This is a genomic window from Vibrio sp. D173a (genome assembly GCF_030248475.1).
In genome coordinates, this window is the sequence record NZ_JAHGAH010001416.1 from 1 (window position 1) to 1,062 (window position 1,062).

The window sequence follows — 1,062 nt, forward strand, 5'->3', positions numbered from 1 at the left end:
CTTCTTCCATAGAACTCACTTAGACTACCAATTAGTATCGTTCCTCGTCATTCCCGAGAAGGAAGTACGACTGAGTCGGGAATCTCATTCTTCTGGTCGTGTTCCTCCTAAAACAAAAAGCCCGTATCTCAACGTGATACGGGCTTTGTCATCAACTCAGTTCATCTTACTTATAGAACGGCTCATCCAAGCCTGCGCGAGTCAGTAGGCCATCACACGGTGCAAAGCGATCACCGTATTTCACAGCGAAGTCGTTCATCATATCTACCAGTGCCTTAACGCCAATCAGATCCATATAACGGAACGGACCGCCGAGGAATGGAGGGAAACCAATACCGAAGATAGCACCGATATCACCATCACGAGGGCTACGGATAATGCCTTCATCAAGACAGCGAACGGCCTCATTCAGCATTGGTAGCACACAACGCATCGCAATATCGTTATCGCTCAATTTAGGATCTGGCTGAAGTTTCAGCAGCTTGTAAACCGACTTATCGACTTCTTTATTCTTACCTATGTAGGTATAGAAGCCTTTACCGCTCTTACGGCCTTTACGATTGTCATTCAACAACACGTCGAACACATCTGGCCCTTGGAAACGCTCTCCAAGCTCATTAACAAGAATCGGCATGATCTTCGCGCCAATATCGACACCCACCTCATCCAATAGCGTAATTGGACCAACCGGGAAGCCAAAATCAAGCAGTGCACTGTCGAGCTTCTCAATCGGCTCATTCGCCAATAGCAGATGCGCCGCTTCGTTCATATATGGAGCAAGAATACGGTTTACATAGAAGCCTGCTCTATCTTTTACAACGATCGGGGTCTTGCCTTGCTTTTTCGCCAGCGCCACGACCGTTGAAATAGTTTGCTCAGACGTACCTTCGTGAGGGATTACCTCAACCAATGGCATCTTCTCAGCAGGACTAAAGTAGTGAAGACCAACAACATTCTCTGGGCGCTCTGCTTTCTCAGCGATCTTATGGATCGGTAGCGAAGAAGTATTAGTAGCGAAGATAGTCTCTGGCTTCGCGTTCTCTTCAATATCTGCAACCATCT

The 1,062-nt window shown here is 47.2% G+C and carries 1 protein-coding gene; it reads right to left on the minus strand.

The genetic code is table 11. The annotated features are described in order from the left end of the window. Positions 1-166 precede the first annotated feature (166 nt). Positions 167-1,062, minus strand: an 896-nt coding sequence (locus KIV40_RS33755) for a 3-hydroxyacyl-CoA dehydrogenase family protein (protein WP_285353791.1), incomplete at its 5' end; no start/stop codon positions are given.